22 protein-coding genes are annotated in these 24,542 nt (G+C 54.3%); 16 read left to right on the top strand and 6 right to left on the bottom strand.

The genetic code is table 11. The features are described from left to right. Positions 1 to 230: 230 nt before the first annotated feature. The 5 genes from EKM97_RS00540 to EKM97_RS00520 all read left to right on the top strand — a co-directional run bounded on the left by EKM97_RS00540 (position 231) and on the right by EKM97_RS00520 (position 6,186). The gene (locus EKM97_RS00540) at positions 231 to 1,262 is read left to right on the top strand and encodes an AI-2E family transporter (RefSeq protein ID WP_125570317.1); all 1,032 of its coding nucleotides are present in this window, start codon (positions 231 to 233) and stop codon (positions 1,260 to 1,262) included. Next, positions 1,252 to 3,876 carry a YfhO family protein gene (locus EKM97_RS00535; protein WP_125570316.1) on the top strand — a complete coding sequence of 875 codons (2,625 nt, stop codon included), beginning with the start codon at positions 1,252 to 1,254 and terminating at the stop codon, positions 3,874 to 3,876. Before EKM97_RS00540 ends, EKM97_RS00535 begins: the two co-directional genes overlap by 11 nt. 145 nt (positions 3,877 to 4,021) lie before the next feature. After that, positions 4,022 to 4,828 (top strand): peptide-methionine (S)-S-oxide reductase MsrA, encoded by an 807-nt coding sequence (gene msrA, locus EKM97_RS00530; RefSeq protein ID WP_125570315.1) that lies wholly within the window; start codon positions 4,022 to 4,024, stop codon positions 4,826 to 4,828. 40 nt (positions 4,829 to 4,868) lie between these two features. Continuing rightward, positions 4,869 to 5,396 (top strand): GNAT family N-acetyltransferase, encoded by a 528-nt coding sequence (locus EKM97_RS00525; protein ID WP_125570314.1) that lies wholly within the window; start codon positions 4,869 to 4,871, stop codon positions 5,394 to 5,396. A gap of 97 nt (positions 5,397 to 5,493) precedes the next feature. Then, on the top strand, positions 5,494 to 6,186 hold the full coding sequence (locus EKM97_RS00520) for a 2,3-diphosphoglycerate-dependent phosphoglycerate mutase (RefSeq protein ID WP_125570313.1): 693 nt from the start codon (positions 5,494 to 5,496) through the stop codon (positions 6,184 to 6,186). A 99-nt stretch (positions 6,187 to 6,285) separates the two neighbouring features. On the opposite strand, the gene EKM97_RS00515 is transcribed toward EKM97_RS00520, so the two are convergent. After that, positions 6,286 to 6,717, bottom strand: coding sequence for a nucleoside-diphosphate kinase (locus EKM97_RS00515; protein ID WP_125570312.1), 432 nt, complete (start codon positions 6,715 to 6,717; stop codon positions 6,286 to 6,288). Between the two features lie 133 nt (positions 6,718 to 6,850). Continuing rightward, on the bottom strand, positions 6,851 to 7,276 hold the full coding sequence (gene ndk, locus EKM97_RS00510; protein WP_125570311.1) for a nucleoside-diphosphate kinase: 426 nt from the start codon (positions 7,274 to 7,276) through the stop codon (positions 6,851 to 6,853). A 176-nt stretch (positions 7,277 to 7,452) separates the two neighbouring features. Between ndk and EKM97_RS00505 the strand changes: the two genes are divergently transcribed. Further along, the gene (locus EKM97_RS00505) at positions 7,453 to 7,794 is read left to right on the top strand and encodes a thioredoxin family protein (protein ID WP_125570310.1); all 342 of its coding nucleotides are present in this window, start codon (positions 7,453 to 7,455) and stop codon (positions 7,792 to 7,794) included. 72 nt (positions 7,795 to 7,866) lie between these two features. On the opposite strand, the gene EKM97_RS00500 is transcribed toward EKM97_RS00505, so the two are convergent. Together EKM97_RS00500 and EKM97_RS00495 are read right to left on the bottom strand one after the other, a co-directional pair. Further along, positions 7,867 to 8,364 (bottom strand): thiol peroxidase, encoded by a 498-nt coding sequence (locus EKM97_RS00500; RefSeq protein ID WP_125570309.1) that lies wholly within the window; start codon positions 8,362 to 8,364, stop codon positions 7,867 to 7,869. Between the two features lie 166 nt (positions 8,365 to 8,530). After that, positions 8,531 to 9,166, bottom strand: a complete 636-nt coding sequence (locus EKM97_RS00495) for a copper homeostasis protein CutC (RefSeq protein WP_125570308.1) — start codon at positions 9,164 to 9,166, stop codon at positions 8,531 to 8,533. Positions 9,167 to 9,414: 248 nt separating this feature from the next. Between EKM97_RS00495 and EKM97_RS00490 the strand changes: the two genes are divergently transcribed. The 4 genes from EKM97_RS00490 to EKM97_RS00475 all read left to right on the top strand — a co-directional run bounded on the left by EKM97_RS00490 (position 9,415) and on the right by EKM97_RS00475 (position 16,189). After that, positions 9,415 to 12,162, top strand: a complete 2,748-nt coding sequence (locus EKM97_RS00490) for a YhgE/Pip domain-containing protein (protein WP_125570307.1) — start codon at positions 9,415 to 9,417, stop codon at positions 12,160 to 12,162. A 79-nt stretch (positions 12,163 to 12,241) separates the two neighbouring features. Continuing rightward, positions 12,242 to 14,056 carry a GGDEF domain-containing protein gene (locus EKM97_RS00485; protein WP_125570306.1) on the top strand — a complete coding sequence of 605 codons (1,815 nt, stop codon included), beginning with the start codon at positions 12,242 to 12,244 and terminating at the stop codon, positions 14,054 to 14,056. Positions 14,057 to 14,068: 12 nt separating this feature from the next. Beyond that, positions 14,069 to 15,871, top strand: coding sequence for a sensor domain-containing diguanylate cyclase (locus EKM97_RS00480; protein WP_125570305.1), 1,803 nt, complete (start codon positions 14,069 to 14,071; stop codon positions 15,869 to 15,871). Positions 15,872 to 15,931: 60 nt separating this feature from the next. After that, the gene (locus EKM97_RS00475; protein WP_164507374.1) at positions 15,932 to 16,189 is read left to right on the top strand and encodes a Txe/YoeB family addiction module toxin; all 258 of its coding nucleotides are present in this window, start codon (positions 15,932 to 15,934) and stop codon (positions 16,187 to 16,189) included. 286 nt (positions 16,190 to 16,475) lie between these two features. Here EKM97_RS00475 and EKM97_RS00470 read toward each other — a convergent pair whose 3' ends face one another. After that, the gene (locus EKM97_RS00470) at positions 16,476 to 17,186 is read right to left on the bottom strand and encodes an MgtC/SapB family protein (protein ID WP_125570303.1); all 711 of its coding nucleotides are present in this window, start codon (positions 17,184 to 17,186) and stop codon (positions 16,476 to 16,478) included. A 133-nt stretch (positions 17,187 to 17,319) separates the two neighbouring features. Here EKM97_RS00470 and EKM97_RS00465 point away from each other — a divergent pair, with 133 nt between their 5' ends. From EKM97_RS00465 to EKM97_RS00455, 3 genes are all read left to right on the top strand, one after another. Further along, entirely contained in the window at positions 17,320 to 17,565 is a 246-nt protein-coding gene (locus tag EKM97_RS00465; RefSeq protein WP_125570302.1) for a hypothetical protein, read from the top strand. 293 nt (positions 17,566 to 17,858) lie between these two features. After that, the gene (gene tyrS / locus EKM97_RS00460) at positions 17,859 to 19,124 is read left to right on the top strand and encodes a tyrosine--tRNA ligase (protein ID WP_125570301.1); all 1,266 of its coding nucleotides are present in this window, start codon (positions 17,859 to 17,861) and stop codon (positions 19,122 to 19,124) included. 854 nt (positions 19,125 to 19,978) lie between these two features. Further along, on the top strand, positions 19,979 to 21,202 hold the full coding sequence (locus tag EKM97_RS00455) for a CHAP domain-containing protein (protein ID WP_125570300.1): 1,224 nt from the start codon (positions 19,979 to 19,981) through the stop codon (positions 21,200 to 21,202). Positions 21,203 to 21,300: 98 nt separating this feature from the next. Here the strand turns inward: EKM97_RS00455 and EKM97_RS00450 are convergent, their stop codons facing one another. Continuing rightward, positions 21,301 to 22,323, bottom strand: coding sequence for an NAD-dependent epimerase/dehydratase family protein (locus EKM97_RS00450; protein ID WP_125570299.1), 1,023 nt, complete (start codon positions 22,321 to 22,323; stop codon positions 21,301 to 21,303). 84 nt (positions 22,324 to 22,407) lie between these two features. Here EKM97_RS00450 and EKM97_RS00445 point away from each other — a divergent pair, with 84 nt between their 5' ends. The 3 genes from EKM97_RS00445 (at position 22,408) to EKM97_RS12180 (ending at position 24,488) form a co-directional block, all read left to right on the top strand. After that, positions 22,408 to 22,851 carry a MerR family transcriptional regulator gene (locus tag EKM97_RS00445; protein ID WP_125570298.1) on the top strand — a complete coding sequence of 148 codons (444 nt, stop codon included), beginning with the start codon at positions 22,408 to 22,410 and terminating at the stop codon, positions 22,849 to 22,851. A gap of 92 nt (positions 22,852 to 22,943) precedes the next feature. Next, the gene (locus EKM97_RS00440) at positions 22,944 to 23,531 is read left to right on the top strand and encodes a nucleoside/nucleotide kinase family protein (protein WP_125570297.1); all 588 of its coding nucleotides are present in this window, start codon (positions 22,944 to 22,946) and stop codon (positions 23,529 to 23,531) included. Between the two features lie 252 nt (positions 23,532 to 23,783). Beyond that, the gene (locus tag EKM97_RS12180) at positions 23,784 to 24,488 is read left to right on the top strand and encodes a C40 family peptidase (RefSeq protein ID WP_404820192.1); all 705 of its coding nucleotides are present in this window, start codon (positions 23,784 to 23,786) and stop codon (positions 24,486 to 24,488) included. Positions 24,489 to 24,542: the final 54 nt, after the last annotated feature.

Genomic DNA, 24,542 nt, shown 5'->3' with positions numbered 1-24,542 from the left:
GCAGTGAATAATGGATTGGTTGCTGGCCTTGAATTGCATGACGAATCAACCGTGAATGATGAGATTAAGCTGTGGTGGTGTTTGGGCGGAGCGCGGGCTGAAGCGGTCCCCGCCGCGTAGTTCACCCGCGCGTAGCCCCAAGTACTGCCACCAGCCGGCGTCGCAATTAGCGAAAATTTTGGCCAACCGCTAGTTTGTAATACAATGAAAAGCATACGGAGGAGCAGTCTATGAATACATACCAAAAATTCCTGCACAACACCTGGCTTCGGCGCATGACCGTCCTGGTTGCGCTGTGTCTCGTTCTGTGGTTGGCGCGCAGTCTCATGAGCACTATCTTGCTGACGTTCATTTTCACTTTCCTCATTGTGCGCTTAGTACGCTGGGTTCAGCGTTGGGCGCACGTGCGGCCGGCACTGGTGGTGGCGCCGCTGTACATTATCATCATCGCGGCCTTGTATTACACCGTGACGCGCTACGTGCCCGAAGTTGCCAAGCAGAGCATTAAGCTGTTTACGCAGGTGCAGTCTTTCTACAATAGCGACAACTATGCGAACAACAAGCTGATTCAGTGGGCGATTGAACAGACCAACCAGTTGAACCTGGATGAACAGCTCAAGGTGGGGGTCACGACCATTGTGTCCTACGTTAGCAGCATTGGTGGCGCGCTCTTCACCACCTTTACCGCGCTGATTCTCAGCTTCTTCTACACGATTGAACTCGACAGCATGAACCGCTTCGGCCGCAACTTTCTCGACTCTGATTTCGGGTGGGTGTTCCGTGACATCAAGTACTTCGCCGACAAGTTCATTAATACCTTCGGGGTGGTCATGGAGGCGCAGATCTTCATCGCCCTGGTGAACACTGTCATCACGACTATCACGCTGATTGTGCTGCGGATGCCGAACGTACCAAGTTTAGCCATCATGGTGTTCCTGCTGTCGCTGGTACCCGTGGCGGGGGCCATTGTGTCGGTGGTGCCGCTGAGCATCATTGCCTACACCGTGGGCGGCTGGCAGGATGTGGTCACCATCATCATCATGATCATCGTGATTCACATTTTGGAGGCTTACGTGCTGAACCCGAAGTTCATGAGCAGTCGCACCAAGCTGCCGATTTTCTTCACCTTCGTGGTCCTGCTACTGGCGGAGCACCTGTGGGGCACATGGGGGCTGATTGTGGGCCTGCCGGTCTTCACCTTCCTGCTCGACGTATTCGGCGTTAAAAAAATTCAGCCCAAGGAGAAGCAAAATGCTAAGTAACACGCGCACGCAGCGCAATGGCTTCGAGCCGCTCGTTGCCGCTCTGATTGTGTTCGTCCTTTACCAACTCAGTAGTGCGGTAGCTGGGACCAACCCCTTCACCGGCGGTTCGCTGCTGGCGGGGGACTATAGTGATCAGTATCTCGGTATGTTCAATTACCTGCACCTAGTGGTCACTGGCCAGGCGCATGCCGGCTACAGCCTCGCTAATGGCCTTGGCGGTGGCATGATGGGCAACTGGGCATACTACTTGCTCAGTCCGTTTAACTTGCTGGCACTGCCATTTTCCAAAGCGCTGATGCCTTACGCCTTATTTGCCATTGGTAGCCTGAAGCTCGGCGCAATGGGGGCAACGTTCAACTTGCTGGCCCGCCGGCGTTGGGCGGATCTCAACCTCAACTTGCGCTTGGCACTCAGCGTGGCATACGGCCTAATGGGTTACGCGCTGACCTACCAGCGCGAATTCATGTGGCTGGACGCACTCGTCTTCTTGCCGCTGATTGTGCTGGGACTGGGCAAAATTTTGCGACGCGGCAGCATTGTGCCTTACACTTGCTGGCTGGCGATTACTCTGATTGCTAACTACTACACTGGTTTCATGGTCTGCATTTTCATCGCCCTGTTTACCATCTTCCTGATGGCAGGCGAGGGGCAGTGGCGTGATGCGCGCGAGTTCATCATGGCATTGCTGCGGGTAATCGGCGCCTCGCTACTGGCGATTGCCATGGCGGCCGTGGTGCTTGTGCCCACCTTCATGAACCTGCTGGGCGCCAAGCTCGGCGTGGATACCGGCACACCCATTCTGGCGCGCCAGCCACTCGTATTGGCCAGCCGCCTGCTCATTGGTGCGGTCGATGATCACATTGATTTGCACCCTGGGGTGCTCTCCGTCCCGACTTTGTATGTCGGCGGCATGGCCTTAATGTTTGCGGTCTTGTATTTTGCCGCGCGGGGCATCAGCCGCCGGGCACGTGTGAGTGCGCTGGTTTATTCGCTCGTCTGGGTGGTGCTTTCCTTCAGCACGCAGGGCTACCTGCTCCTGCATGGCGGCTCGAATCCGGTTGGGTATCCTTACCGCTACGCCTTTCTCTTGTCGTTCTGGTTGCTTTACCTCGCTGGCAGTGCGTTGCTAGCGCTCCAGCAAGATGAGCTCAATCCGCGTTTTGTTTGGGGGTTGGGCGCCCTGGCACTACTTGCCACCGCAGTTCTCATCTGGAAACGGGGGGCGCTGGACGCGACGCTTTGGCGCGTTGCCCTCAGTGGTTTGTTCTGGGTGCTGCCGCTGGCACTGCTCGCATTCGGCAAGCGGTATTGGCAAACGGCGACGGGCGTGGTGCTGGCGCTTGTGATTGTGGAGATGGGAGTGAACGCCGGCCTGACGAGCGCGCAAACTAAGGGTGCGCGGCCGGTTGCTTATTATCAGCGTTACAACCAGGAAATGACCGAATTTGCCAACGCGATGGCGCGTGACAGCGGCACGCAACCAGTGCGTGCGGACAAGAACTTCATGCGCCACATCGATCGCAGTGACGGCATGGTTTACGGCTACAACAGCGCCAGCATTTTCTCCTCCAACCTGACGCCGGGTACGCCGGAACTGATGCAGCTGCTCGGCCAGCGTACGGCCGGTTACTATGTGCAGTACAGTAACGGGACGGCGCTGACTGACGCACTGCTAGGCATGCGCTACCAGCTGACGTCGACGCGGTCGGCCCGCAGCAAGCATGACGCCATGCGCGTATACGGTTCGCGAGCGGATCTGCGCGGCACGGTCATTGCGCGGCAGGGTCAAGAGCGACTCTACCGACTGAATAACGCGGTAGCGCTGGCCTTCACGACCGCGAAGGCCGCAGAGCCGCAACTGCTCGGCGGTGCTAGTCTAGCGAACCAAGAACGGGTTTTGCAGAGCTGGTCCGGTAGTAAACGTGCATTGCTGGCAACGCAGCCTCTGACCATTACGGCGGGGCAAAATGCTCAGGCAGAGCCAGATGGTAAAATCAAGGTGCAAGGCAAGGCGGCGACCGTTACCTGGACGCTGCCCCAGACGAGCAAGCAGGTTTACTTGAGCGTGCCGCCGGCCTACTACACCAAGCCGAACAAAATTTACCTGAACGGCAAGAAGATTGCCATCTTCCCTGGGTACCCGGTAACCGTGCCTCTGGGCGTTGATGCCAGCAAGCACGCCGTCAAGCTGACGGTGAAACTGAAGCACACCAGTGGTACGTTGCCGGCCGTTACGGCCAGCAGTGTCCGGCATGGGAATCTGCGTAAGACCGTCCAGATTATCAATCGCGGCGCCTTGCACTTTACACGCAGCGATGCGGGCAACATGCGGGTGACTGTCACAACCACTGCTTCACGACAGGTGATGACCACGATTCCGGCCGAACGCGGTTGGCGCGTGCAGGTCGATGGTAAGACCGTGCAGACTGGTACGGCGCTCAAGGGCGTGTTCATGACTTTTGCCGTGCAGGGGAAGGGCAAGCATACAATCACGATGCGTTACCGGACACCCGGATTGTGGCTGGGCGCCTTGATAAGTGTTGTCGGGCTACTCATCTTGCTTCTTGTGGCGCGGCTGCAAGCGCGGCGGCGCCGAAACAGCTGGCTGTAATTGAATCGTCAACGAAAAGCTTCCCACTAGCGGGGAGCTTTTTTATTTTGCCAGGGCGGCATGTTGGTCAGCACACGCTTGTGTTTTGTAAAAGCATTTGCGATAATAAATAAAACGGTTACAAAAAGTAAGCGGAGGTGACAACATGTTAACGACTGAGCAAGCCTTACAACGACTGTACGATGTCGCACTCAACCCGGCGACACGCGACTTTGAGCGTCAGCAAGTGTTGACGGCTAAGCGCGGCTTGGAAAGTGCTGAGCGACCAGCGCCGGTGTTAGCGCGGCTGGAAGCAGCGTTGCGGCCACTGGCCACGCGCAATAATCTCACGCCCGCGGTGGCGGATTTATACGCCGAACTTGCCGGCGACCAGCAAGCTGCAGCGACCTTTGACCTCAGTTTGCACACCGCGCCGGATCCGCCAGGGCAAGCACGGGCCGTGTTTGCTGGCGGCTGTTTCTGGTGTATGGTTGAACCTTTTGAATTGCGCCCCGGCATCCGGGCAGTCATCAGTGGCTACATCGGTGGGGAGCTGGCCGCACCAACTTATGAACAGGTTAGTAGTGGCACCACCGGCCACGTTGAGGCGGTGGAAATCATCTATGACACAACGCTCGTCAGTTATCAGGATCTGCTCGACGTATACTGGCAGTTGGTGGACCCGCTCGATGGCGGTGGCCAGATTAACGACCGGGGCACGCAGTACCGACCGGTGATTTACACGGCAACGCCGGCAGAAACAGCGGCTGCTGAAGCGAGTAAGGTAGCCGTTGCGCAGCAGTACAAGCAGGACGTGGCGGTCGCGATTGAAGCGCGGACGCAATTTTGGCCGGCGGAAAATTATCACCAGGACTACTACCGCAAGCATCCCCGCGAGTTTAAGCAGTACGAGGCGGGCCGCAAACACTGGCTGGCGTGGCGGCATTTGCGCCGCCGCTTGACCTGGCATTAGCGTGGCGGTAGGATGAGGCCATTCAGAAAAGAGGTCGCCTATGTCGATTACAATTCGTCCCGTTACCACCGCCAACCAGGAGGCATTGCTGCTCCCCAATGAGCCCTTTGCTCGTTTTGGGCATTTTCACGTCACGCGCGATGCCCAAGGCTGGCACCACAACGAAACCTTGGATGACCAGCCGACAACGCAAACTTTCCCCGAGGAAGGCTACAAGCTTGCGGATATTGACGCCGCCGGTTTTGCCTTGGCCGCTTATGATGGCGACACTTGTGTTGGCCTGGCGACTTTTGAATGGCAGTACAACCGCTTCGTTTACCTTGATGATTTGAAGGTCAACAGCGACTACCGGCGCAATGGCATTGGCAGTCAATTGCTGGATGCGGTGCGGCCAATTGCGCGCGCCCATGGCTGCAAGGGGCTGTGCACCATCGCGCAGGGTAGCAATCTTGCGGCCAACCGTTTCTACTTGAAGTACGGTTTTCAGATCGGGGGTCTGGAGACCTTCCGTTATGAATTCACGAGTGCCAAGGGTGAAAGTGACATTCATTATTGGCTCGCCCTCTAACAAAAATCGGGGTGTCAAACGCCACTTCTTAGTGTAGAATATAAGGATGATGGCGCTGGGAAACCGGTGCACAAAATAAAGTGAGGTAATTAACACAATGGCTAAATTGGTTTTGATCCGTCATGGTCAGTCCGAATGGAACCTTTCCAACCAGTTCACTGGTTGGCACGACGTTAACCTGTCCGAACAGGGTGTCGAAGAAGCAAAGAACGCTGGTAAGAAGCTCAAGGAAGCAGGCATTCTCTTTGACCAGGCTTACACTTCCGTTCTGACTCGCGCTATCAAGACGCTCCACTACGCTCTTGAAGAAGCTGACCAGCTTTGGATTCCTGAAGAAAAGACCTGGCGTCTTAACGAACGTCACTACGGTGCACTTCAGGGTCTCAACAAGAAGGAAACCGCTGAAAAGTACGGTGACGAACAGGTTCACATCTGGCGTCGTTCTTACGACACTCTGCCACCACTTCTGGATGCTGATGACCCAGAATCTGCAGCACAGGACCGTCGTTACGCAAACCTTGACCCACGGATCATCCCTGGTGGTGAAAACCTCAAGGTTACGCTCGAACGCGTACTTCCTTTCTGGGAAGACAAGATTGCCCCAGACCTGCTTGCAGGCAAGAACGTCATCATCGCTGCGCACGGTAACTCCCTGCGTGCCCTGACCAAGTACATCGAAAACATCTCTGATGCTGACATCATGGATGTTGAAATGGCTACCGGTGAACCAGTTGTTTACACCTTCGACGACAAGCTGAAGGTTACCAACAAGGAAAAGCTTGGTAAGTAATTACCTGCTGACACCGGAAAACACGTCGCGATTGCGGCGTGTTTTTTTGTGCTCGTGGGTAAGAAAAAAGCCCGCGCAGTTTGCGCGAGCTCTGTTAATCTATTTTGTTAGTTCAGGGAACCAAATTGTGATTTCATTTTCAGCGCTTGCGGGACTGTCGGAGCTGTGGACGACGTTGCGGATGATGCCGTCGTCCCAATCGCGGCCGTAATCACCGCGGATGGTGCCGCAATCGGCTTCACCAGGATCGGTTTGACCCGCCATTTTGTGGAAGACATCGACAATCCCCGTGCCGCTGGCGATAATGGCGACAATTGGCCCTTCCAGCATGTAGTCTTCAATCTCATGGTAGAAAGGTTTGTCTAGTAGGTGAGCGTAGTGCCGACCAAGCTGCTGCTTGGTCGCGTTGACCACCTTGAGCGCATCGATGCTAAAACGCCGTCGCTCCAGACGCGTGATTATCTCCCCGATGTGACCGTTTGCCACACCGTCCGGCTTGACCAAAATTAGTGTCCGTTCCTCATGATCCATGTCGCAACCTCCGTTAAAGTCTGACATTTCCGAATTGATGCCCACATTATACTATGCGGGCATGGACTTGAACACAGACAAAGTCAAGGTTTCATCGCACAAAAAAAGCCACTACGCAGCGGCTTTTATCAATTTATTTCGCTTCTGGGAACCAGATTGGAATTTCCCGTTGTGCGCTCTCGATACTGTCGGAGCTGTGCACGACGTTCTGGATTGGGCCAGGGCCCCAGCTGCGACCGAAGTCACCGCGAATGGTGCCAATAGCGGCCTCAGAAGGCACGGTTGCACCGACCATTTTGTGGAAAACATTCACGATGTCGGTACCACTGGCAATCATTGCCACGATGGGACCGGACTGCATGAACTTCTGAATGCCGGGGAAGTAAGGCTTGTCCACCAGTGCGGAATAGTGGGCGCGGAGCTGCTCATCGGATGCGTTCAGCACCTTCAGCGCTTCAATCTTGTAACGCCGGCGTTCAAGACGCGTAATGACCTCACCAATGTGTCCACATGCGACCCCATCGGGTTTTACTAGAATTAGTGTTCGTTCTTCTGCCATGCTGCGCCTCCGTATTCTCTGTCTAAAACTACATGTTTCATTATATGGATAGTCGCAGGGGCTCGCAAGGACACATTTTGCTTACTTTTAGTTTGCAAAATTTGAAAAACGTGCGATAATAAATCTATTAAATCGGTGCGCCCAACGGGCCTACCCTAACTAGGAGGATTCTTACGATGCAACTTTACAAACCAGAAGTCGTTTCTGACGAAGCAGTAAACCAAGTAATTAACAAGCCGGGTAAGCAGATTATGTTCTTGACCGCAGACTGGTGTGGTGACTGCAAGGCCATCAAGCCTTTTGTACAGGGCATTAAGGATCTTGCCACCAGCAAGGGTGCCGGCTGGGTCGATGCTGACCGCGACGCCAACATCGATGTTGCCACGGCGCAGGGCCTGCGCGGAATTCCTGCCTTCGTGCTTTTCGAAGACGGCAAGCAGCTGGACCACATTGGTAACGGCGAACGCCTCAACCCTAAGGATGTTACCGCTTGGGTTGAAGACAAGGTATTGGCATAAACTGTCACTCGAAAAAGAGCCCGACCGGAATTCGTTTAACGAATTCCGGTCGGGCTCTTTTTTTGCTGTCGTTTAGTGCTGGTGAGCTTCAAGGTAAGCCAGTGCGGAGCTGTAGTCAGGTTCGTCGCTTTGTTCCTTGATAATTTCGCGGTAAACAATTTTGCCGTCTTGGTCGAGAATCCAGACACTACGGGCGTCGGTGTTGTTACCATCAACGTAAAGGCCCATGCTGCGGCCGAACTCGCCGTCTGCGTCGGAAACCAGCTCGATGGACTTAACACCCTCAGCAGCGCACCAATGTTGCTGCTGCTCCGTTGTGTTGGTCGAAACGGTTAAGAAACGAACATCCTTGAACTGATCGACGGACTTGTTGAATTCCTTGGTTGAAATGCTGCAGACTCGCGTCGTGATGTCGGGGACAACACTAATGAGCGTGTGCGCTGCGCTTAGGTCAGCATTCGTCAGCTTACTGCCGTCCGCCCGCTGCAGGCTAAAGGCGGGGATAACGTGCCCAATCTGTGGTGCCTGGCCGTTTGTCTGCTGCGCTTCGCCGTGTCGTGTAATTTCCATAACTTAATTCCTCCGTTTCTATACTTGCAATGCTAACTCTAGTTTAACACCTTGCTGCAATTATTGCCTGATGGTGGGTAGTCGCGTTGGTAACACAAAAAATGCCCGTACGCGGCAGATTCATTGAAGAACGGCCAGCGTCCAGGCAGCATGTTGCAAAATTATTTTAATATTTAACGATGCGGGTGCCATGAACCTCGTGCACACCCAGCGCCGCGGTCACCATGAGCGCGTTGTTGGGGTTAATTCCGCCACCAGGCAGAATTTCAATGCGCCCGTTTGCCCAGCGGCAAATCTCTTGCAACCGCAGGAGGGTGGCGTCAATCGGCTGACTGAGCATGCCCCCGTGGGTCAAGATGCGCTTGACGCCATGTTCGGCAAGCCAATCGACGGCCCCGCGCTGGTATTCATCGGCGATGGCGTCAAAAGCCATGTGGCAGACAGCATCCATTCCGGCACTGGCTTCCAGTAGCATTGACATTGCGCGCGTGTCCAGCTTGCCATCGGCGGTGGTTGCGCCGAACGCAACGGCAGGCACACGCAGTTCATTGGCGCTGCGAATGTCGCCAATCATCATGGCCAGTTCCATGTCGTCGTATACGAAATTTCCGCCCCGAGGACGAATCATTGCCACGAGCGGGATCCCATTTTCACGGGTATACTGCGCGCTGCAGGCCATGACGCCGCGGGAGACGGTTGTTCCCCCCACAGCTAAGTTGTCGTTCAGCTCAATGCGGTTCGCACCGGCGGCAATCGCCTTCGGAATGTTTGTAAAGTTCTCAACTGCAAGTTCTTTGAACACGTTTTCAACCCCTTTAGCGTTTAGTTTACCATGTTTTCCCCATTTGTGGCGTCATTTCCCGGGAAATACGATTTTAGGAGCTGAACAAGCAATCGACAAGCGGCTGAAGGTTGCTACCACTTGGTGGCTCAAAATTGGTGGTATGAAAGCCTTTGAAAATCCGCTAACGACCGGCTTCAACTAAGAAAAACGTGCAAATTATGCTAAAATATTTTTGAGTATATAAAAAGAAAAATGGAGTAGTTATTATGCGCAATGCTTGGACGCTCTTCCTGCTCGACTGGAAACGAATCTTTAAGAGCAAGGCCGCAACATTATTGATGCTGGCCTTATTAATCATCCCTTCCCTGTACTGCTGGTTCAACGTCTGGGCCTTGTGGGATCCCTATACGAATACTTCTGACCTCAAAGTGGCGGTGTATTCGGACGACAAGTCGACGAGTTTTGAAGGCAAGAAGATTGCCATTGGCGAGCAGCTAGTGAAACAGCTGAAAAAGAACGATAAGCTCGGCTGGACTTTTGTCTCCTCCAAGGCGCAGGTCGAAGACGGTGTGCGCAGTGGGGATTACTACGCAGGGATTTACGTTTCCAAGAAGTTCTCGAAGCAGCTGCTTAGTTTTGTCGACGGCAAAATGCAAAAGCCGCACTTGCAGTATTACGTGAACGAAAAAATCAACGCCATTGCCCCAAAGCTGACCACCACTGGGGCTAGCACTTTGCAAGCTACGATTTCGGGTCAGTTCCAGCAGACGGTTGCCAATACAATGATGACCGCCTTCAACGAAGCCGGTGTTGATCTGAACGACAACCTGCCGATGCTGCGTCGTTTTGCCAGCCTCATTCTCGATAGCAATCAGAAATTGCCCGAGATGGAGAAGTACATCAAGGCGGCGCAGGAATTGCAGACACAGATGCCAAGCATTAAGGCGAAGATTGCCAAGGCCAACGCGTTCATGCAGTACCTGCCGGAGGCCAACCAGCTGGCGCAGAAAGTGTTGAAGGTGAATGATTACCTGCCCGAAGTCGAAACGGCTGGCCAACTTGCGACAACCTTGCAAGGCAAAATTCCCGAAATCAAGCAGGCGGGGAGCCAAGTGAAAACGGTGGATGAAGACTTCGCTACCCTGGCTGCACAGCTGACGAAAGCAACGGCGGCTGCGCAGCAAGGTCTGACGCTCGTGAATAAGCTGGATCAGGCATTGCCTGCCGTTACCGCGACAGCCAAGAGTGCCCAGTCCGCGGTGGCAACGGCCAAGGATGACGTGATTCCGCGCATCGATAAGGCGCTGCCGGCTGTGCAGACGGCAGTCAGTGGCGGCCTAGCGACCATCACCAGCCTCAACACGAGTTTTGCGGCGGACATGACGAAGCTGAACAATTACCTCAATGAGCTGGAACAAGACCCGAACAACACTGCTGCCAAAGAAGCGGCGGTAACGCTGTTGGGGCAGCTGGCAAGTGACCTGAGCGAAGGACAGCAGACGGCGACGAGTCTCGCGCAGTCACTAAGCAGCATTGAAGCGGCGTACAACAAGGGAGCTGCTGCAATTGGTTGGCCAGAGCGTAGCCAGCTGACAGCCGCAGCGGCCCGCCTCACCAACTTGGCGACGATTTTGCAGGCAGCCGCGCCGCAAGCAACGGCCGCGCAGACTAGCCTGAAGAACGGCAACTTAACGGCGGCTAAACAGACAATTAGTCAGCTCGGTAGTACTGCCGGTAAGGTGGCGACTGCTAGCACGGCAATTACGAATGCCCACATTGACACGGCGGTCGGTAAGTTCAACACGCAGTTCAAGAAGCTGTTGAGTAACTCTGCACTCACACTTTCGCAATTGAACAGCCAGGTGCTGCCAATGTTGCCAAGTTTGCTTGGCAATACCAAGTCGCTGCTCAAAACGACAATTGGCTACATGCAAAAGTATGAAAAGCAGTTGCCGGCAGTGGGTCAAGAAATCCACGACGCCAACGTGCTCCTCAACGGCAACATGACCAAGATCACCAAAGGTCTGAACCTCGCGTCCAGCCTGTACCAGAACGATTACCCAACACTGAAAACCAAGTTGGGGCAAGCAAGTACCTTTATCCGTGATGACTTGCCCAACCTGGAAACCGAGCTGACGACAACTATGGCGACAATTAACGCTAAGTTGCCGGAGGCCGAAAGTGCCCTGACCGAAGCCAATCAGCTCATTGCTAAGGACTGGCCACTGCTGCGCACCGGCATTAAGAAGGGCGCGACGGCCATCAAAAAGGGTGAGAAGTCGGTTGATTTTGACAAGCTGATTGCGCTGCTCAAACGCGACGCCGGTAAGGAAGCCAATTTCTTAGCCGCACCAGTGACGCTCAAGACCAAGTCCTTCTACCCAATTCCAACGTACGGCTCCGCCTCCGCACCGTTCTACACGGCGCTGTGCATGTGGGTCGGCGGCCTGCTGCTGTCCAGCATTTTGGTGACGGACTACGCGCTGAGCGATGAACAGAAGAAGCGGTTTGGCACCAAGGCGCGCTTTGGCGGGCGTTTCATGACTTTTGCCGTGATGGGGCTGATTCAGGCGCTTATTGTCGCGCTCGGGAACATGTTCTTGCTCCACGCGTACGTGGCTAATCCGGTCAGCTTCGTGGCGGCCAGCTTGTTCCTGGACCTCATCTTCATGGCGATTCTCTACAGCCTGGTGGCGCTTTTCGGTAACGTCGGCAAAGGGCTGGGCATCATCATTCTGGTGCTGTCTATCTCCGGGGCCGGCGGGAATTTCCCGATTCAGTTATCCGGCGCGTTCTTCCAGATGATTAATCCGTGGCTGCCGTTCACCTACGCGGTTAACCTGCTGCGCGAAACGGTCGGCGGAATCTACTGGTCGAACATGCGCATCGATATTCTGGTGCTGACGGCGTTTGGTCTTGTGTTCTTCCTGCTGGGCTTGCTGCTGAAGAAGCCGATTGAACCGCTGATGAACAAGGTGCACGAGAACGCCAAGATTAGTAAGATTATTCACTAACAGCTTTGCAAAATGCTGAAGGCTGGGCTCACGGCGCTGCGCATCAGCACGGCTGCATTTCACCACGGGGGGTGAGTGGATGCAATATTTTAACTGGCAAGTGTGGCTCGTCCACTTGCTCTTAGAACTGTGTATGACCTTGGGCTACATGGCCATGCACAACACGTTGTGGGAACTGGGCTTTTCCAGTGAAAGCAGTTTGTCGCACTTCCAAAAGCGCTGGATGCGCGTCGGCATTACTTTGATTGACCTTGGCATCCTCATCTCGCTGGCTTACGGGAACTACATGGATCCCATGAACGACTTCATGTATCAAAACATGCAACTGGTCGTCATCAGCATCCAGATGCTGGACGACCGCCTCACGAACTGGGAATTCGTTGTTCGCGCCAGCCTGTATGCGGCCTTTGACGTCTGGAGCTACCTAGTGTATTACCACTCGCGTGCGCAACTGCTGATGAGCTTGGTTTTGCTCTGCGGCTTCGGCTTGGTGCTGCGGCGCATGCATGGCAAGTGGCACTACAACGCTTCGGTGGTGTTCACCCTAGTTACAATCAACGGCCTGCTGTACTGGCTGCTGCATCCGCAGATGCAGCTGAGCAACCGGGTGATGTCGGTCGTGATTTATGTGGTGGTGATGATGTTCGCCTTTATGCTCTGGACGAGCAGCCATAACGAACGGCTACATCGGGCTGAACTCAAAAAGCTGGCTGACTTTGACAGCCTGACGAACGCCAAAACCTACGCCCGCTTCCACCGCGATATTACGCAGTTGGTTGCCAGTGCGCAGGCTGATGGGCGGCCGCTGACGATGGTGATGCTCGACATTGACCACTTCAAGGTGATTAACGACCGCTACGGCCACCTCAGCGGTAACGACGTGCTTGTCGGTGTGTCCACGCTGCTGGACAAGGTGCTGACTGAAAGTCGCTTGCCTTACCAGATTTACCGAACCGGCGGCGAGGAATTTAACATTATCTTCCCCAGCAGCAACACAACTGCGGCAATCGCCGTCGTCCGTGATTGCTGGGCACGCGTGCGCACGACGCCTTTTGCCACGGACATGAGCACGGTCCACGTGTCCATCTCAGTGGGGATGACGGCGCTGCGTCCAGACGATGCGGCACAAGACCTGTTCCGGCGTGCGTATAACAGTTTGTACCTGTCCAAGCGGCACGGCCGCGACACGATTACAATTGAAGACAAAACGTTGCAGCTCAATGACCAACCAGTGGCGCTCTTCACCTACACGTATTTTGCCCAGCCGATTGTGGATATTCGCGATGGGCGAACTGTGCGGAGCGAACTGCTGCTGCGGATGTACGATGACATGGTGGACTGTTGGCGCTTGCCGCAGGACTTTAACATTCCGCCGGCAACGACGGTGCACTTGCTGCACAAGGTGCTGCGCCAACTGCAGCGCCGCGCGGTGAACCTGAACCTCCTGCCAGAGCAGTTTCTGGATCCGGAGGTAGCGACCGTGTTGGGGCAATTTGTTGCCGTCGCGTCCTTAGACGGGCCGCTGCAGGTCGAACTGGTGGACTTACCGGAGCTCGAGCGCTTTAAGCAGGTGGCGAAAACTTACCATGAAGCGGGCATCAAGATCATCATCGATGATGTTGGCTCGGATAACTCTTTTGCCGCGACGCGTGACTTTCTGCCCTATGTTGACGGGGTGAAGTTTGCGATGCAGAACCTGCGGGATGATCACGACGATGATGCTTTGCAGGCCAAAATTGAGTTTTGGCTGCGGCTGGCAGCGCAGTACCACCTGAGTTTCGTACTGGAGGGCATTGAAACTACCAATGACGTGGCACTGGGGCGCGGTCTAGGTGTGATTGAAGGTCAAGGCTATTACTATGCCAAGCCAGTGCTGCCGAACTTAGGTGCTTAGTGGGGAAATAACTTGATAGTTTGGGGATTATGGTTCGTTCATTTATTCATCTCAACTTTATTTGTCGCCGGCATGGTGGTCGCCTACAACCGCATCTGGCAGGTCGCCTTTCGGGGAACGCAGACTGACAGCCCGCGCCGCAAGCACATTGCGCGCGGCTTGCTGATGCTACTGCCGATATTCCTGGCCGCTTTGCTTGAATTTGCGGCCTATACTGACCCTATTAACTGGGCGATGTATGCCAATATTGAGTGGTTCATTTTGCTTTACCCCTTGCTGGATGAAGAAATCAACGGCTGGGAATACCTCTTTCGGGCGGTGGTCGCCGGTGCCTTCTGGTTGTGGCAACATGACCTAAGCAATCCCAATATTCGCTCACTGGGGCTGGCCACTATTTTGGTGTTTGCCCTAGTTTGGCCGTTTCGCGAAAAGGTGCACTACAGCTGGTGGCTGGATACGCCGGCTGCCTTGTTCATGGCCTTCTTCTTTTGGCATGCGCAGGCGCGGGTGAACGGGGTACTGGAGTTTGGCCCCATCATGACTTTCATGCTCGTGAACCAGTTCGCGTTTTCGTACTGGACGCGGGTCCACCGGCTGGATTTGCACAAGCGTGAACTGGAGCGCCGGGCGAATTTTGACGCACTGACGAATGCGCGCAGCTACTCGCTTTTTCAACGCGACGTGACGGCGGGGTTTGCAAAAGCACAAACGACTGATGTGCCGCTGACCATCGTGATGCTGGATATAGACCACTTCAAAGAGGTGAATGACCAATACGGGCACCTCGCGGGTAACAAGGTGCTGGTCGGTGTGGCGACGCTACTTGATGACATTTTGCAGGAGGCATTTGGGGATGCTCACCAGTTGTACCGCACCGGTGGTGAAGAATTTAACCTGATTTTTGTTGGTAAATCCGTTGCCACCATCATGCCCGTCATCAAGCGGGCCTGGCGGCAGGTGCGCGACCAGAGCTTCAACTATGATGGTCGGGAGATTCGGGTCACCATCTCGGTCGGAGTGACCGCGATGCGCGCCGATGATCAGAAGGTGGACGATGTTTACAAGCGCGCGGACGATAATTTATACCGTTCCAAGCGTGCTGGCCGGGACACGATTACCGTTGAAGGTGAAACGCTGAGTTTTTGCGAGGAACGGTTGGGTGGTGTGAGTTATACCTACTTTACCCAGCCAGTCGTGAGTGCTAGCAGTGGGGAGATCATCAGCCAGGAGTTGTTGTTGCGGGTGTTTGATCAGCAGCAAGGCCGCTGGCGTCTGCCGGACCATTTTGACATTAGCAGCAGCACACAGGTGAACCTGATGCGGCGAGTGTTAAGCCAACTGGACACGGACGCGCTGACGATTAACCTGACCGCTGCGCAATTTGCCAATGAGGAAGTGGCCTACGCACTACTGGAGTTCGCCATGCGTGAACCGCGCTTGCGCCAATTGACGGTCGACGTGACGCGGCTGCCAGCATCTGAAGTCACGCGCAACGTGTGCGCAATTTATCGCTCCGGCGGCATCGCGGTAGCCATTGATGACGTGGGGGATGCGAACAGTCTCAGTGAGGTCATGGCCGTCATTACAGAAGTCGACGAATTGAAATTGACCTTCCGTTTGGTTATGTCGACCTACTCCGTTGAGCAGCAACAAGCCAACGTGGAGTCGTGGCGCGACCTGGCTAATGAGTATGGCAAAATGTTCACCCTCGAAGGTATTGAATGCGATTGGCAAGAAAAGATGGCGCGCACCGTTGGCGTGCGCCGCTTGCATGGTTACCTGTTTGGTAAACCGGAACTGCCGGAAATTAATTAGTTAATGCGGGTAGAAGCGCCCCCTTTTTGCGGAATTAATCAGCAAAAGGGGGCGCTTTTCATGTATAGTCTGAGCATTACGAAATCCGCGAAACGGGACATGGCTAAGGAAAGTCAGCTGAGCGTGCGCAAAAAAATAGAACGAATTCTCAGCTTATTGCGCGAGAATCCGTTCCAATCACCGCCACGTTACGAGAAACTGGCTGAAGATGCCGATTTGTATTCCCGCAGAGTCAATGTCCAGCACCGCATCGTGTACAAGGTGGACAAACAGAAGCAGGTCGTCGCGGTGCTGGCGGTGCGGACCCATTATGAATAGGCCGTTTGTGTGGTTTGGTGGAGTGGCTCCGGATTTACACTGCAGTCGCGCATCAAAGGGCAGGCTCCTCAAGCACAAGGGGGTCAGACCTAAAATCCTAAGTGCGGGATTTCAGGCCTGACCCCCTTGTGCACCGGAGCCTAACCGCCCTTTGATGCAGCCTCACATAGTCGCGCGCCAAGCGGCAGGTTCCTAACATACAAAACCACTCTGGCAGAAATCCTAAGTACGGGATTTTTGCCAGAGTGGTCTTGTATATCGGAGCCTAAGGGCCGCTTGGCGTAGCCTACAACGTAATCATCCGCGCCGTCCGAATATTATCGTTCTGCGACAGATCATCAATCAACTGTGCGTAGTCCAACTTGCGCGGCAATTCAATGCGGTAGATGTGCTTGTAAAGATGCTCGTGGGAACCGACAACGACGTGTTCGGTGGAGAAGGCCGCGCCGTGCACGATGATATGTTGCTTGGCAAAATAGGCCTTGATGAACTTTTGTGCATCTTCACGGTCGACGTACTTCACTTCCAGACGGCGAATCGGCTTAATCTTGATGGCACGCTTGAGCACCGTGAGGACGATGAAGACGGAAATTGCACCGCCGACCGCAATGCTGTAGTAGCCCATCCCGACGGCCAGACCGATACCGGCGGTTGCCCAGAGGGAAGCCGCGGTGGTCAGACCGGAGATGTTGTGGCGGGTCGTGATAATCGTCCCGGCACCCAGGAACCCAATCCCGCTGACAACTTGGGCAATTAAACGTGCAGGGTCAGCACGAATGACTGAGTAAATATCTTTGTGCGTCATGGCAAAAGCGATGGTTTGTGCACCAATTTGCTGCTGAATCATCGCGATGACACAGGCACCCAGGCAAACCAGAATGTGGGTACGCATGCCGGCAGGGTGGCTATTTTGTTCACGGTTAAACCCAATGACGCCGGCGAGTACGGTGGCGAGCAGGAGCCGGGTTACCAGCTCAACTAAACTAACTGAAAACATCAAATCATCCTTTCGTTCGTAATAAATGGTAACGTCTTTGCAGTCAAGATGAAACCTAATCTGGCACTTTAGTCTGATTCTTTTGCCAGTCGGCCGGCCTACAATTGGTCTAACAAATGCGGGAGGTTGACTAATGAACGACGTAAATTATGAGTATCTAGATATTACCCTCAGTGGTAACGACGCGACCAGCCGATTGAACGCGTACAAACAGTTCGGCTGGGAAGTCGTCGACATTCGCGAGAGCGCGCAGGCCAGTGTGCGCTTGCGGCGCGCCCTCGATAGTGAGCGCTATGATGAGTGGGTGCGGGCGGAGGAGCAATTTGACCGCCGCAAAGAACCGCAGAATTGGGTAGCGCGACTTTTGGCCAGGGTCTAAGCAAAAGCTTTTGACCGGCGCAAAGGGGCGTGCTACACTTAGCTCAAGATTAATGGCCAACGGATAGTAGGGAGCCTGCTTCAGTGCAGAAAGTCGGTGGGTGCTGTGAACCGATCGCGGCAGGCTCGTGAATTACAACGTGTACAACTGGTCCTGGGCACAGTCCCTTATCCTGCTTAAGAGACGGCTTCGGCCGTAATTGTGGGTGGTACCGCGGATTACACGTTCGTCCCCAATCGCTAGTATAGCGGTTGGGGGCGTTTTTTGTTGGCTAAAATATGGAGGATTTATTAATGGCAGACGCAACAAACATTATTGATGAGCTGGACTGGCGCGGCGCGCTCAACCAGATGACCGATGAAGAAGGCCTGCGCAAGCTGACTTCCGAAAAGAAGATTAGCCTCTACGCCGGGACCGACCCAACGGGCGATTCTCTGCACGTTGGCCACCTGATTCCGTTCATGATTCTCAAGCGGTTCCAGCTGATGGGCCACCATCCCGTGATTGTTATCGGAGGCGGTACCGGTGCCATCGGGGACCCATCCGGCCGCAACAGCGAACGGGTGCTGCAGACGATGGACGTGATTCACGAAAACGAAAAGAAGCTCACCGCCCAGATGGTGAAGCTGTTCGGCACCGAGAACTTCACGATTGTGAACAACTACGACTGGCTCAGCAAGATCAGCCTGCTCGACTTCCTGCGCGATTACGGCAAAATTTTCTCCGTTAACTCGATGCTAGCGAAGGAAGTTGTGGCCAGCCGTCTGGAAAGCGGGATTTCTTACACCGAATTCACCTACCAGATTCTGCAGTCCGTTGACTTCTTGCAGCTCTACCGCCAGAACCACGTCCAGCTGCAAATCGGTGGTGCCGACCAGTGGGGGAACATCACGGCCGGAATTGACCTGATCCACCGCATTGAAGGCAGCGACGCTGAAGCGTACGGTCTGACTAACCCACTGATGCTCAAGAGCGACGGCACCAAGTTTGGCAAGTCCGCTGGTGGTGCGGTTTGGCTTGACCCTGAGAAGACAACGCCGTACGAATTCTACCAGTTCTGGTTCAACCAGGATGACGCCGACGTTGAGAAGTTCCTCAAGTTCTTCACCTTCCTGTCCAAGGATGAAATCGCCGACCTCGTGCAGCAGACTAAGGACGACCCGAAGAAGCGCGCCGCCCAGCGTCGCCTGGCCGAAGAAGTCACCGAATTTGTGCACGGCAAGAAGGCGGTTGAAGAAGCCGAAGCCATCTCCGCTGCGCTGTTCTCTGGTGATGTGAGTGAACTGTCTGCCAGCGAAATCGAGCAGGGCTTTGCCTCCGTGCCAACGGTTGAAGCAACGAGTGAAGCACATGACTTGGTTGAGTTCCTGGTTGATGTAACCGGCATTGAAAAGTCCCGGCGTCAGGCGCGCGAAGATGTCACGAACGGGGCAATCTCTGTCAACGGCGAGCGTGTCCGCGAGGTCGACTTCGTGGTTGATCCCACCAAGCATTTTGACGGCAAGTTCGTCATTGTGCGTCGCGGGAAGAAGAAGTACTTCTTGGTCAAAATTAAGTAACGGTTGATGCCGGCGTGGCGGCTAGTTGGTCGTGCTGCGTGCGAACTGCGCGGCGGGGACCGTTCGAACCCCTACGGGTTTCTCACTGGCGATTTTGCCGCAAAACCCGCGTCAAAATACGCGCTCCCGAGAAAATGAGCGGTGCACACCTGGAAAATCGCCAGGCATGCACTGCTCATTTTCTTTGCGCCGCTCCGTTCTCACTCCGCACCACCAACTAGCCGCCACGCCTAAGATGCGGTTAGTTTCCGCGTAGTACTTCTAATGACTTCAGCGCGAAAACGTTGGGGGTATGCAAATTCAAGATGACACTAATGCAATGTTGCATTGCTGACCACTAGCCAGGAGAAGTGATAACGCCCTATGTAGGAACCAGACCGGATTGATGTAGTGGACGGAAATCAAGCCGGGCTGGTTCCGGCCTCTAAACCGTCACATTAAGTCGCACTTTCGCACCTTCGAGATAGATTGTTCGCATTTTACCATCAGTAATTGACAACGCCCGCCGAAATTAATCGGCGGGCGTTTTATTCAATATTCGCTTTTGAGGTTGCCGGTTCGCGACGGCGACTGCGATGATCTTCAACCCACCGCAATGCTCTAATGACTTGCCGGATGACTATGGTTACTAGATTAGCGGGCAGTTGTGAAGATTCGGTGGTCAAGATTTAAAGCTAAGATGCACAATCTACTAAGCTTAATTAAACAGTTTTACCAATCCTGAAATAAGGCATTTGTGATGAAACGTTGCCAAGCTGGTAAGAGAAGGTAACTTGGCCGTAATTTGACTGTAACGTTCGGGTGCTATTCTAAGTCACAGTGATTAAGACAGTAAACAGGAGTGAACCGTGAAGATGAAGACAAGTAAGTTACTTATGAGTGCTATCGCCGCAATGACGGTGGCAAGTAATATGGCGTTTACCGTCAGCACCGTGTCCGCTGATTCCGTCAGCGACGCCAAGTCGGCGATTTCCGCAAACAAGAGCAAGTCCGCCAAAATTTTGGCTGAAATCGAAGCTGCCAATGCTAAGACCATCGCCATTGACGCGAAGGTTACGGCTAAGTCCAACGAAATCAAGGCAGCAGATGCCAAGATTGCTGCTGGTAAGAAGACGGTGGCTAAGCTCACTGATCAGATTAGTACCCAGAAGAAGGAAATCATTGCCCGTAAGGACGTGATGGCCAAGCAGCTCGTTTCGCTGCAGAAGCAGACAGGCGATTCCGTTACTGGTAACGTCTACGCTGATTTCGTTCTGAACTCCAAGAACCTCTCCGACTTGATTTCCCGCGGTGTGACCGTCAACAAGTTGAACCAGGCCAACAAGGATGCCATGGATTCCGTTAAGGATGCCAAGGCTAAGCTTGTGACCCTGAAGAGTAGCCAGGAAGACGAACTCAAGACCATCGAAAGCACCAAGGCACAGCTTGTCAGCGACAAGGCCAAGCTTGTTAGCTTGAAGTCCGATGCTAAGGCCCAGGAAAAGGCACTGAACAAGACGCTCAGTGACAACAAGTCCACGCTGGCTAGCCTGCAGACCCAGTTCGACGACGCAACTGCCGCCGCCGCAGCTGCTAAGAAGGCTGCCGCTAAGGAAGCAGCAGCTAAGGCAAGCGCCGCTAAGAAGACGGCCGTTAACCTGAGTGCCAAGAGCTCTTCAAGCTCTAGCAGCAGTGTTAACCTGTCCACTGGCTCAACTACCTCTGCTGCCAGTGGTAGCTACAGTTCTAGCGGTAACACTTACCCATGGGGTCAGTGCACATGGTACGCTAAGCAGCGTTCCGGCTGGGCTGGTAACGGCTGGGGTAACGGTGGCCAATGGGGCGCCAGCGCCGCAGCGCAGGGCTTCACTGTGAACCACACACCAGCAGCTGGTGCACTCGTCAGCTTCGCACCTGGCCAGATGGTCGGCAACTGGCAGGCAGACGGCACGTACGGTCACGTAGCTTACGTTGAATCTGTCTCCGGTAACACCATCACCATCTCCCAAGGTGGGATGGGCTTCAGCAACCCTGCAGGTCCTAACACACAGACCGTCAGCGGTGCCAGTGCCTTCACGTACATCCACCCAAAGGGCTAAATCAATAATGCCGCCGCGCGCCTAACTCCTGGACGCGGACGGATGCAAAAAGGAAGCTCTACCAATCGTCGGTAGAGCTTCCTTTTTGCGTTGCGTGCTTAAATTTGCTTGCTGGTAATCAGACTCGCGATGGCCCCCTGCACTGCCTGGGTGGCACTGCTTTGCGGTTGCCAGTTCAGCAAGTCCTTGGCGTGCTGGTTGCTGACGCGGTGCGACATCCGCAGCATCAAATCAGCTTCCCGTGCGCGGGCATTGAAGTGGCCAGCGAGGTGCACGAGCCAGCTCGGCAAAATTTTGGTGGACAATTGCCGCTGTGGCAGTGCGGCCTGCAGCAAGCGGCGAATGTCTGGATAGCTAATGGCGTCGTCGGCTACCGCCAAGAAGCGCTGACCGGCAGCTGCGGGCGTGTTCAGCGCCGCCACGTGCATGCTGGCGACGTCGCGCACGTCGACCACGTTGAAGTTGAGGCGGGGCACGCGTTCTAGTGAGCCATCGACGAGGCTGCACAGAATACCGAAACTGCCGGAAACGTGGTCACCAAGGGCCGAACCGAGCATTGCCCCGGCGTTAATGGTGGTGAGCCGCACGCTAACGTCCGGCTGCTGGACGTACTCCCAGGCCGCACGCTCCGCCAGCAGTTTGGAGCGCTCGTACAAAGAGAGCCCCCGTTGGTCCGGATTGGTCCAATCGGCTTCGGTCGTAACCCGTTGTGGATCCAGGTTGCTGAAGCCGACCGCACCGAAATTACCAGTCATGATGACGCGCTGCACGCCGGCCGCCTCTGCCGCGTGCAGAATGCGCAGGGTGCCGTCTGTAGCAATCTTGGCAAGCGCGTTCGTGTTGCTTTCGCTGTTTACGAAAACGGGCGCGGCTACACTCATGACGACATCAATGCCGGCCATTGCGTCTTGCCAGCCGGCGTCTTGAGTGAGATCCAAGTTGACGAAAGTCAGATTCGCCATGTTCAGGGTATGCGCGGCAGTCAATGTGGCTTGGGTTTCCGCGGCACGCGCGTCATTGCGCACTGTTGCCCGGACGTGGTCGCCCTGAGCGAGTAGCTGCTGGATAATGTGCAGGGCCAGAAAACCATTGCCCCCAGTAATGAGAATATTGTTTGTCATAATGACTCCTTTACTTGATCCATGTTTTTGTCTATGCTGATGAGGTTAAACCCTAGACAACACTCTAGGGCAAGGAGAAAATATATGACCTACACAATTAAAGAAGTGGCCGGCATGGTCGACCTGTCAATTTACACCCTGCGTTTCTACGATAAAGCGGGATTATTACCTTTTGTGGCACGGGATGCGTCCGGTTACCGGGCATTTACCGATGCTGACGTGGCCATTCTCAAGACAATCTGTTGCTTAAAACGTACTGGCATGAAACTTGAAGACATTCGGCTGTATATTGCGGACGTTATGGCGGGACCGGATTCGATTGCGGACCGCCAGCGACTACTCGCGGCGCATCGCCAAGAAGTTCTTGCTGAGCAAGAGCGTATTATGCAGAATCTGGCAGAGATTGACCGCAAACTGGCCATTTATGACTCGCCAATGGCGAAAACCGTGGTTGCTGCGGAACTGCAGATTGCCCAGCAACAGAAGGCGGCTAATCACCTGCCGGACCCGTTTGTCGCGGCGCAGTAGTGTCTTTTGAATGTTGTCAGATTGTCATCACTATGGTCAATCACGTGGCAATCTCTTATCATAGAATCATAACGAAGGAGACTATGGCCAAAATGACGAACAAAAAAATCATCGTAATCACGGGTGCCACTGGGACGGGGAAGACCACCGTTCAGAACTACTTGCAGGAACATTTTCACATTCCGCGGGTGATTACCCACACGACCCGTCCGCCGCGTAAAGGCGAACGTAACGGGGTCGACTATTATTTTGAAAGTGACAAGAGCTTTCCTAACAACCACTACCTGGAGCACGTGCAATACTCTGGTTACCAGTATGGCTCGTCCCACGAGGGGATTGAGCGGGCGTGGACGACGGCGAACATCGTCTCCATCGTGCTCGATACTGCTGGTGCCGTAACTTATGCGCGCGAGCTGGGGGATGCCGCGGCCATCATGTTCCTGACCATTGATGACCCCGTCATTTTGCGCAAGCGACTGCTGGATCGGGGCGATTTGGAGTCGATGGTCACGCAGCGTTTGGCCAGCAAGGAGTATGCGCGCGACCTCGTTTTGCCGGTGGAATTACGAACAATTGCCCAGGTGATTGTGAATGACGACTGGCAATTGGCCCAAAATGCCGTGGATATTTTTGTCAGCAAGCTGCAGGAGGCAACGGATTCAGCAACAATTGAATTATAAGGTTACGTAATTGGTTTAACTCGTATCTGCCGGTAAAGCGGCAATCTAATCCCTTGATAATGAATTGGTACACGTCCAATACGACTTAAGTCCTAGATTTTGTGGTGATAGTGTAACGGTTCCTTGGGGCTCTTGTAACAGTCCTGTAATTAGGCGGGGGTATAGTAGTTCTCGTAAGTTAATTAAGAAATCGCTAAGGTCATTAAGGACCAACCAAGAAATCAATCAGAATTCAATCAGGGGGATACAACCGTGAATACAGTTTCCAACACACTCAAAAAGAACTTTGCCACTCTTGCTACAGCAGGTGCCATCGGCTTGGCAGCTATCGCGGCCGGCTCCGTTGCTGGCAATACTCACACTGCATCCGCTGCGACCAACCCGGTCGTAACGGTTAAGTACCAGAGCATTGTTGTTTACGATTCCCCAAACGGTAACCGGACCAGCAAGTGGCTTAGCTACAACACTTCCTGGAAGACATTCGGTTCCGCTAAGGGTTCTGATGGCCAGACTTGGTACAACCTTGGTGGTTCCCAGTGGGTTCCAGCTTCCTACATCAGCCTGCCAAGCACTTCCACCGCAAGCAGCTCAACTGCCAAGATTAACGCAGTAATCGCACTTGCTAAGAAGCAGATTGGTAAGCCATACGTATGGGGCGGCAAGGGCCCTAGCTCCTTCGATTGCTCCGGTCTGATGCACTACGTCTTCCTCAACGCAGCCAAGAAGGAAATTGGCGGCTGGACCGTTCCTCAGGAAAGCGCCGGTACTAAGGTTTCCATCAGCAGCCTCAAGGCTGGGGATCTGATCTTCTGGGGTAGCCGTGGTGCTACTTACCACGTTGCCCTTTACATCGGTGGCGGCAAGTACATCGAAGCACCTAAGCCAGGCCAGAACGTTCGCACTTCTACCCTGAGCTCTTACTACATGCCTAGCTTCGGCGTTCGCGTGTTCAAGTAATACTTTAAATAGACATTTGATGAGTCCGCTTCGGCGGGCTTTTTTGTTGGCAAA

Source organism: Lacticaseibacillus songhuajiangensis, from assembly GCF_003946025.1.
GTDB lineage: Bacteria > Bacillota > Bacilli > Lactobacillales > Lactobacillaceae > Lacticaseibacillus > Lacticaseibacillus songhuajiangensis.
This window is presented reverse-complemented; position numbering and strand designations above follow the sequence as displayed.

Excerpts from the sequence above, each read along its gene's own strand:
- tyrS (WP_125570301.1), top strand. The coding sequence starts at position 17,859 with ATGGCAGACGCAACAAACATTATTGATGAGCTGGACTGGCGCGGCGCG.
- EKM97_RS00470 (WP_125570303.1), bottom strand. The coding sequence starts at position 17,186 with ATGTTTTCAGTTAGTTTAGTTGAGCTGGTAACCCGGCTCCTGCTCGCC.
- EKM97_RS00540 (WP_125570317.1), top strand. The coding sequence starts at position 231 with ATGAATACATACCAAAAATTCCTGCACAACACCTGGCTTCGGCGCATG.
- EKM97_RS00525 (WP_125570314.1), top strand. The coding sequence starts at position 4,869 with ATGTCGATTACAATTCGTCCCGTTACCACCGCCAACCAGGAGGCATTG.
- EKM97_RS00500 (WP_125570309.1), bottom strand. The coding sequence starts at position 8,364 with ATGGAAATTACACGACACGGCGAAGCGCAGCAGACAAACGGCCAGGCA.
- msrA (WP_125570315.1), top strand. The coding sequence starts at position 4,022 with ATGTTAACGACTGAGCAAGCCTTACAACGACTGTACGATGTCGCACTC.
- EKM97_RS00465 (WP_125570302.1), top strand. The coding sequence starts at position 17,320 with ATGAACGACGTAAATTATGAGTATCTAGATATTACCCTCAGTGGTAAC.
- EKM97_RS00490 (WP_125570307.1), top strand. The coding sequence starts at position 9,415 with ATGCGCAATGCTTGGACGCTCTTCCTGCTCGACTGGAAACGAATCTTT.
- EKM97_RS00450 (WP_125570299.1), bottom strand. The coding sequence starts at position 22,323 with ATGACAAACAATATTCTCATTACTGGGGGCAATGGTTTTCTGGCCCTG.
- EKM97_RS00485 (WP_125570306.1), top strand. The coding sequence starts at position 12,242 with ATGCAATATTTTAACTGGCAAGTGTGGCTCGTCCACTTGCTCTTAGAA.
- EKM97_RS00505 (WP_125570310.1), top strand. The coding sequence starts at position 7,453 with ATGCAACTTTACAAACCAGAAGTCGTTTCTGACGAAGCAGTAAACCAA.
- ndk (WP_125570311.1), bottom strand. The coding sequence starts at position 7,276 with ATGGCAGAAGAACGAACACTAATTCTAGTAAAACCCGATGGGGTCGCA.
- EKM97_RS00535 (WP_125570316.1), top strand. The coding sequence starts at position 1,252 with ATGCTAAGTAACACGCGCACGCAGCGCAATGGCTTCGAGCCGCTCGTT.
- EKM97_RS00520 (WP_125570313.1), top strand. The coding sequence starts at position 5,494 with ATGGCTAAATTGGTTTTGATCCGTCATGGTCAGTCCGAATGGAACCTT.
- EKM97_RS00475 (WP_164507374.1), top strand. The coding sequence starts at position 15,932 with ATGTATAGTCTGAGCATTACGAAATCCGCGAAACGGGACATGGCTAAG.
- EKM97_RS00515 (WP_125570312.1), bottom strand. The coding sequence starts at position 6,717 with ATGGATCATGAGGAACGGACACTAATTTTGGTCAAGCCGGACGGTGTG.
- EKM97_RS00440 (WP_125570297.1), top strand. The coding sequence starts at position 22,944 with ATGACGAACAAAAAAATCATCGTAATCACGGGTGCCACTGGGACGGGG.
- EKM97_RS00455 (WP_125570300.1), top strand. The coding sequence starts at position 19,979 with ATGAAGACAAGTAAGTTACTTATGAGTGCTATCGCCGCAATGACGGTG.
- EKM97_RS00445 (WP_125570298.1), top strand. The coding sequence starts at position 22,408 with ATGACCTACACAATTAAAGAAGTGGCCGGCATGGTCGACCTGTCAATT.